At 56.1% G+C, this 7,399-nt stretch carries 6 protein-coding genes; 2 read left to right on the top strand and 4 right to left on the bottom strand.

Annotation, left to right across the window (positions count from 1 at the left end; all coding sequences use genetic code 11):
* Nucleotides 1–216: 216 nt before the first annotated feature.
* Complete coding sequence (locus tag ACWIUF_RS11555) at nt 217–849, bottom strand: flavin prenyltransferase UbiX (protein ID WP_448572518.1); 633 nt, start codon at nt 847–849, stop codon at nt 217–219.
* Complete coding sequence (locus ACWIUF_RS11550) at nt 850–3,231, bottom strand: ribonuclease R family protein (protein ID WP_448572517.1); 2,382 nt, start codon at nt 3,229–3,231, stop codon at nt 850–852.
* A gap of 597 nt (nt 3,232–3,828) precedes the next feature.
* Here ACWIUF_RS11550 and ACWIUF_RS11545 point away from each other — a divergent pair.
* Both ACWIUF_RS11545 and ACWIUF_RS11540 read left to right on the top strand, forming a co-directional pair.
* The gene (locus ACWIUF_RS11545; RefSeq protein WP_448572516.1) at nt 3,829–4,137 is read left to right on the top strand and encodes a hypothetical protein; all 309 of its coding nucleotides are present in this window, start codon (nt 3,829–3,831) and stop codon (nt 4,135–4,137) included.
* A 318-nt stretch (nt 4,138–4,455) separates the two neighbouring features.
* Nucleotides 4,456–4,980: a YfbM family protein gene (locus ACWIUF_RS11540; RefSeq protein ID WP_448572515.1), complete on the top strand. Its 525-nt coding sequence runs from the start codon at nt 4,456–4,458 to the stop codon at nt 4,978–4,980.
* 44 nt (nt 4,981–5,024) lie between these two features.
* On the opposite strand, the gene ACWIUF_RS11535 is transcribed toward ACWIUF_RS11540, so the two are convergent.
* On the bottom strand, nt 5,025–5,765 hold the full coding sequence (locus ACWIUF_RS11535; protein WP_448572514.1) for a hypothetical protein: 741 nt from the start codon (nt 5,763–5,765) through the stop codon (nt 5,025–5,027).
* Between the two features lie 517 nt (nt 5,766–6,282).
* On the bottom strand, nt 6,283–7,311 hold the full coding sequence (gene mnmA, locus ACWIUF_RS11530) for a tRNA 2-thiouridine(34) synthase MnmA (protein WP_448572519.1): 1,029 nt from the start codon (nt 7,309–7,311) through the stop codon (nt 6,283–6,285).
* Nucleotides 7,312–7,399 lie beyond the last annotated feature (88 nt).

The raw sequence follows: 7,399 nt of genomic DNA, 5'->3' as shown, positions 1-7,399 counted from the left end.
CCACACCCCCACCGGCAGCCCGATCGTGGGTTGCCCCAACACAACTAGCGGCAGCGATCGGGACAAATTTTGGGCCAGGAAGATCCCCCCCCCAGCCAACAATCCCAGTCCCACAAAGAAGCGGCCCGCTGCCATACACTTTCACCCTTTACTGATGATGCTTACTGACGATGCAGAAAATCTCAAATCTCAAATCTCAAATCTCAAATCTCAAATCTAATCCTCCCTCCCCCCTAAGTTGTTTCCCTGCCATCGCGCGAGGGGCACACAGTCGATCGCCAATTGATCCAGGGCACGAGCGATCACAAAATCGACCAAATCCCAAATCGTTTGCGGTTGATGGTACCAGGCCGGAATGGCCGGTACGATCCGACAGCCCGCCTCGGCCAGGGTCGTTAGGTTACGCAGGTGGATGAGGCTGAAGGGGGTTTCGCGGGGGACCACCACCAACGGTCGCCCCTCCTTCAATTGCACATCTGCCGCCCGTTCCAACAAGTCCGTACTCAGCCCTGTGGCCAGTTTGGCGATCGTACTCATGCTACAGGGAATCACCAGCATCCCTAGGGTCCGGAAGGAACCACTGGCGATCGTGGCTCCCACATTGCCCCAGGCATGGCAGGTCAAGCTCCCGGCTTGGGGAACACCCGCCTGCTCGCGCCAGAAGTGGGCCTGCTGCGCCAGATCTAGGGGCATCCGCACTTGGTTTTCTGCCTGCCACACCTGATGGGTGGACTTGGAGGCCACCAGGTCGATCGCGTATCCAGCCTCTAGCAAAAACTTGAGCGTCCGCACCGCATAGATCAATCCCGATGCGCCCGTGACACCAATAATCAGCGGTCTGTGTCCCATCTATTCCTCTTCGGGATAATCGTGCCGACGGCGACGGCGGCGTTGGGCCGGGGAGGTTTCCACCTCCTCTGGGCTGGCCTCAATATCCGAGGGAATGGCTTCCGCACTTTCGCTACCACCCCCCACTGCGCCGAGATCAATTTGTTGACGATAGTAATCCACGCTCTTGATCTGGACTTCAACGCGATCGCCCAAGCGATACTGACGTCGGCTCTTGCGCCCAACGAGTCGCTGTTGTTTGGGATCAAACTCATACCAGTCGTCCTTCAGCGAACTGACGTGTACTAATCCCTCCACCAGCGTGTCTTCAATTTCAACAAAAAAGCCGTAGGACTGGACGCCGGTCACTAAGCCGGGGAACACACTACCGGTATGGGCCTTCATGAACTCGGCCTTTTTCAGCCCCGCCAGATCGGCCTCCGCTTCCTGGGCCAACCGTTCCCGCTCATTCAGCGGCCCTACCAGGGTTTGCATCTGGCTCATGAGTTCCTGCTGGCTATCGGGGGGCAGGACATTCCAATTAATCTTGCCGTGGCATTCACTGTGGCGAAGATTAACCCGCTCCTTCGAGCGCGTCGAGCGCCGATCGCGCCCCTCGGTGAACACGGCTTCCAATGTGCGCAGTTGCATCAGATCAGCATAACGCTCTAGCGGCGAGGTGATTTGGGCATACCCAGTACTCAGTGCTAGCCCAAAATGGGCACCCGCTTGGGGGCTATAGGTGACGGGTTTGAGGGTATCCAGCAGCAAGTAGGTGAGTACCCGTTGGGAGGCCGCCGTGGCAAACTGCTGAATAAAGTGCTGATAGTCTTCGGGCTGCACCTGATCATCAGTCTCCAGGGCAAGCGTGACCCCTAGCCCTGCCGCCAGTTGCATCAGTTCCTGCACATCCTCCAGATCTGGGGGCGGTTGCACCCGGTAAAAGGCAGGAACGTCCAGGGATTGGAAATGGAGTGCCGCTAACTGGTTGGTCAGCATCGTCAGTTCCGCCACAATCGCTCGGCTCGGTGAGGCCGCCGTCACCACAACTCCCGCCGTTCCCATGTCATCGTAGGGTAGGCGGGTCAGGATAGTGGGGGGTGCATCCGGGGTGTCTCCTGGTAGCTGCTGGCAGGGGAGACTCAGTTCAAAGACGCCCCGTTGTCGCCGTTGTTCCTTAAGAATTTGGCTCAACTCAAAGCATTGTTTCACCAGATCAACCATCGCTGCTGGGAGATCCGTCCGCGCCCCCTTGGGGGCATCTGGCTCCACGATCGCCGCCACCTGTGCCGCTGTCACCGCCTGATCCACCCGGACAACGGTGGGCTGAAGTTCAAACTCCAGTAGCTGGCCTTCGCGATCGAGGGTGGCCAAGAGGGAAATTGCCATCCGGTCCTCGTCGGGCTGGAGGGCGGCGGCCTCGACGATCGCCACCGGTAGCATGGGAATCCGTAGCTTCCCCAGGGGGATGGCCACCCCCCGTCGTCGGGCTTCGCGATCGAGGGCAGAGTCCATCGGGACCAGGCGGGTCACATCGGCAATATGCACCCCCAAGCGCCAGTGGCCCGCCGATGTCTTGGCCAGTGAGAACGCACACTCGATCGGGGCTGCGGCTGAATGGGCGTCCAAAAACGCGATCGTGGGGGTGCTCCGCAGATCTTCCCGTTGTTTGATCTCCGCTTTGCTCAGGGTGAGATCCAGACTGGACAAGGCGCGTAAAACCGCGTCTGGAAACGTTCGCGGCAGGCTATGCTTACAGCAAACAATATCGATATCGGCTGCGGCTTCGGCGTCCGTCCCCAGGATCTGGACAACCTTGCCCAGGGGCGGATGTTGCCCCAAGGGATAGCGCAGGACCGCAACATTGACGAGGTGATCCACCGCCGCTGCCAAATCCGGTTCAGCTTGAGGCACCAGATCAACCTCAAACAACAGGCGATCGTCGAGGGGCACGGCTCGATATTCACCCGTGTCCGTTTGTTTAACCTTGGCCAGCACCGAACTATTGGCCCGCTCCAGAATCAGCCGCACCTCACCCTCGGGACTGCGCTTCCGTCCCCCTTCCCGCATGACCTTCACCAAGACGCGATCGCCATTCCAGGCATTGCTGAGGTACTGTTCACGAATGTAGACATCATCCGCCTCCTCCGCATCCTGAATGGCAAATCCAAACCCTTTACTGGAACATCGCAGCTTCCCTTCGATTACGCCCTCCTCAACCACACGCCGATACTTACCCCGTTCCTTAGTCAGGATGCCAATTTTTTCCAGCGCATCGAGGGCAATCTGAAGTTGGTGTTGGCTCGTTTCCTCTTCACACCCTAGTTTTTTTTCTAGAGCTTTAGGGGCAACCAATTTGTCATCGGTGAAGTTTGACAGAAGTGTCCGAATCGAAAAATCCATGTAGCGCTTAGTCCTTAGCTTACAGGTTCAGCTTCTCGGCGTGTAGGAATGGCTTACCCGCGATCGACCGTCGGCGTTGCTGGGCGATTTTCCGTCGGAGACGCTACGCAATTTTCCATCGGAGACGCTACGTGATCGCAACACTCAGGGGCTGTTGGCAGGAGTCAATGCAAGCCTACAAGGAAGTTAGGAGTGAGGAATTAGGAGGGAGGAATTAGCCGTTGGGACTGGCTATTCACGACTCACTACGCCTATCTCCTTGGCGCTCGTTCAACCGCTACCTGAGCGCTCCACAGCCATCGCAATCATTTACCAGTTCCCATAGCCATTCTCCGGTGGAGACGCTATACGAACGCTGCACGAATCGCGGCAGAGCTTCCCAAATCCAGAGAGAACGATTTTATTCTAGTCGTTTACGCAACGTAGCGCTAGCACAGAGCACTTGGCAAGCGGTTGCAGCCATTCACCTAGGTCGCAGTTTAAGATTTGTAGAGTTTCTTAACTCTGTCTTTCAATTTTGGGTCTTCCCTCGCGATAATACCCTCAGCCCAACGGGTTTGCCCCATGAACCCTCCCCACGTATAGCCTGTGTTGCTGATGCTTTATTCCTTTCTGGTGGCACTTCAGCCCTACTTAGTACCCCTCTGTGCCGTTTTGGCATGGCTACTCATGTTGTTGGTCGCGGCCAGTTTGTGGGGGGCTATGCGGGAAGGTGTGCGCCGTAGCCAGCATTTGCATCGGATTCCCTGTGCCCGCTGTCAGTACTTCACGGGTGACTATCGGCTGAAATGTACCGTGCATCCCCACCTTGCCTTAACCGAACAGGCGATCGGCTGTCCGGATCAGCGGCCTTGCCAGTCGCCTTTTGCCCTGTCGCAATCAATGTCGCAATCACGGCGGCCCTAGTCGTCTGTCAAGGTTAATTGGGTAGGTTGGGTCAAACGCAGTGCGACCCAACAAAGTCAGTGAGCGTGTTGGGTTGCGCAGTCTCGACGCCAACCGACAACCCATCATTTTAGGTATGACAAACTACTAGTACAGTAAACATAAAGTTTCGCAACGTTGGTAGTAGCGACTTGAGGCGTTGCAGGCTAAAGCCTGAACTACAAACGTTGCATAATTAATTATGCGCTGCACTAGTACAGTGCCAAGCTTAAGATGTATGGCTTTGACCCTTAGCCCAAACGGGTGAGTCCTGCTTACCCTAAGCCTTTCGAAGGGGCGATGTCTTATTTTTCTGGAGGCATCCTGACCATGAGTTTGATCGGCAACCTGCGGCAGGTTAGCGATGAGTGCATTGACGACCTTCTGGCCCATCCGGATGCTATCTATGCAATCATTGATGCGGCCCCTGATGACCCCAATTCTGATTACCTCAGCCTTGACAAGGCTTGGCACGGTATTCACTACCTCCTGACTGGTGATGCCTGGGGAGGCACCTTCCCAGAGGCATTTCTGGTGATCGGGGGGACGCCGATCGGGGAGGAGGATGTTGGCTATGGCCCCGCCCGATCATTTCGGGCTGCCGAAGTGGCCGTCATCGCAACCGGGCTAGCAACAGTGGATGACCAGGCTTTTTGCGATCGTTGTTCGCTGGAGCGCCTGCAAGCAGCCGAAATTTATCCTACCTTCGGGGAGGATTCAGAGGCTGAAGTCCGTGCCTACTTACTGGCCTATTTTCAGCAACTTCGGGCGTTTCTACAACAGACGGCAGCCGCCCAACAAGGTCTGCTGGTTTATATTGACTAATCTTGACTGCGCCCTTGGCATCAAGCAAAGTACCGACCTACGTCCTAGAATTGGGCAAAGAAATCAGCCGTTTTGGGTTGAATCAGCCCTTGCAGGAAGAAAATTTGTCCGAGGCGCAGTTGGTGCTGCTGCCGTTGCTGGGCGATCGCGGTTTGAATATCGGCTTCAGACACCAAACCAGCCGCCTGGAGGCGCTGTCCCAGCTTGAGGCGGTGGAATTCCGGCGTAAAGGCCCTTTCCAAATGCAGGAAAAACTCTAGGGTCTTAGCCTTAATCCAGGCCCGCGATAGGAGTACCTCGCCAAAGCGATAACGCGGTTGGTGTTGCTGATCCACTAGGGCAACTTTGACCTGATAGGGCGTTAATAGGCCCGCCTCAACTAACCATACCCCCAAGGGTTGACGGTTGAGCTTGGCCTGCAGGGCCTCGCGGGGGGAAGTCTCAACCGGCTTCAGGGACGGGGTATGGTCAAATGAGGCTTCTAGTTGGGATCGGGCCGCCACTTGGGTCGGCTCAAAGATCTGTAAGATGCGATCCTCAATGGCAGTCGTGTCCGCCTGGCTCTGAATATGTTTGGTGGTAATCCATTGGTGGTTATTGACCAAATTTTCCAGCTCTTTCACCGCAATACTAATGCTAGGTTCACTGGGATAGAGTTTATCGAGTACCTCGTTTAAGTTGCTTTCCCTGACTGGGGCCGACATCGTCGCTGGCGTGGATGATCGATCGAGCCGCTCACGCAATAGCTTACGCAAATAGTAGTGGGTAAAGGGTGAAAGCTTCATAGCAGCACAAAGCCTATTGAAGGAGAGGTGGCGGCTGGTAACTGAATACCAACCCAGTCGTCGTGGACATCACTGCCCATCCCTATCGTTTGTCGGTAGTCCACCCAATCACACTGACAACTCACCCTTCCATCGAGCATAGCGCTATTGACTAGACTAGCCCCTTAAGGAATGAAGGACAGTGTTGGCATTTTCAATGTTCCCGCCGTGAGGGTTGAATTGGGAAAGCCAAGTGCTGACGCCCGATCGCCCGATCAGCAGAACACCCCTTGAAAAGTCCTTGATGCATCCCGAAAAAAATGCCGACGTTTTCGATCAGGACACAACGCCTTTGAAGGTAATCTAACTTAAGTTATTGACCTTTGCCGCAACCCTGAGCAAAAAGGTAATAATTCGAGACACTTTTGACTTAAATATAAGTAATCTCTGGTTGCCTGTACCACGAGCCTGTGTCAAAGCGTAACCATTCGAGACCGTTTTGACGGTAGTTATGTTTGCAGAAATATGTCAACACTCCTCACGGGTGGGTTGCCGTAGCCGCTTCTGGTTCAATCAGGCCACCGCCCAGTAGGCAATCCCCTTCATACCAAACTGCGGCTTGCCCTGGAGTAACGCCAAACTGCGGCTCCCTAAATACAATTTTGGCGCGGGCATCCGGTAACGGCCAGATCGTGGCCGGGATCGCGGGGGTACGATAGCGAATTTGGACGCTAGCCTCGATTGGGGTTAAGGGGGCTGCGATCGACACCCAGTTGACCTGCCGCACGGTACAGTCGGACCGGGTGGCCTGGGTACGATCGCCCACGATTACTTGATTGCGAGCCACATCCAGGCCAATCACGTATAAGGGTTGAGCGGCGGCGACGCCAATCCCCCGGCGTTGTCCGATCGTGTAGTGGTGAATACCCTGGTGTTGCCCCAACACCGTCCCTTCTCGATCAACAATATCCCCAGCCTTGGGGGCGAGGTACTGATCAAGAAACGTGCGCATGGAGCCGTGGGACTCAACCAAACACAGATCTTGACTTTCCGGCTTGTCAGCCGTCTTCAGGCCCAGCTCGCTGGCAATGCGCCGGGTATCAGCCTTGGTCTGATTGCCGAGGGGGAACAGGAGGTGGGCCAGAATGGACTGGGGCAGGTCATAGAGAAAATAGGACTGATCCTTATTGTGATCGACGGCCCGGAGGAGTTGCACCCGATCGCGATCGGCATCGTAGCGGACCTGGGCGTAGTGACCCGTGGCCACGTGGCTGGCCCCTAGGGTGTGCCGGGCATAGTCCAGCATTGGCCCGAATTTAACCGCCTTATTGCATTGGGAGCAGGGTAAGGGCGTTATTCCCGCACCGTAACCCGTAATCAGGTAATCCACAATGTGGGTTTGGAAGCGATCGCGGCTATCCACAATTTCATGGGGAATCCCCAACTGCTCACAGATGGCAGCCGCATCCACCATCCCCTCGGAGCAACACTGTCCCTTGCCCTTCATCAGCCACAGGGTGAGGCCCACCACGTCATACCCCTGCTGCACTAGGAGGGCCGCCGCCACGGAACTATCGACGCCCCCCGATAACCCCACGACCACTTTGGTCGGGGATGCAGTTGGTGGGGGAGGCACGGTGGGGGACGGGACGTTG

The organism is Trichothermofontia sp. (genome assembly GCF_053493415.1).
This window is presented reverse-complemented; position numbering and strand designations above follow the sequence as displayed.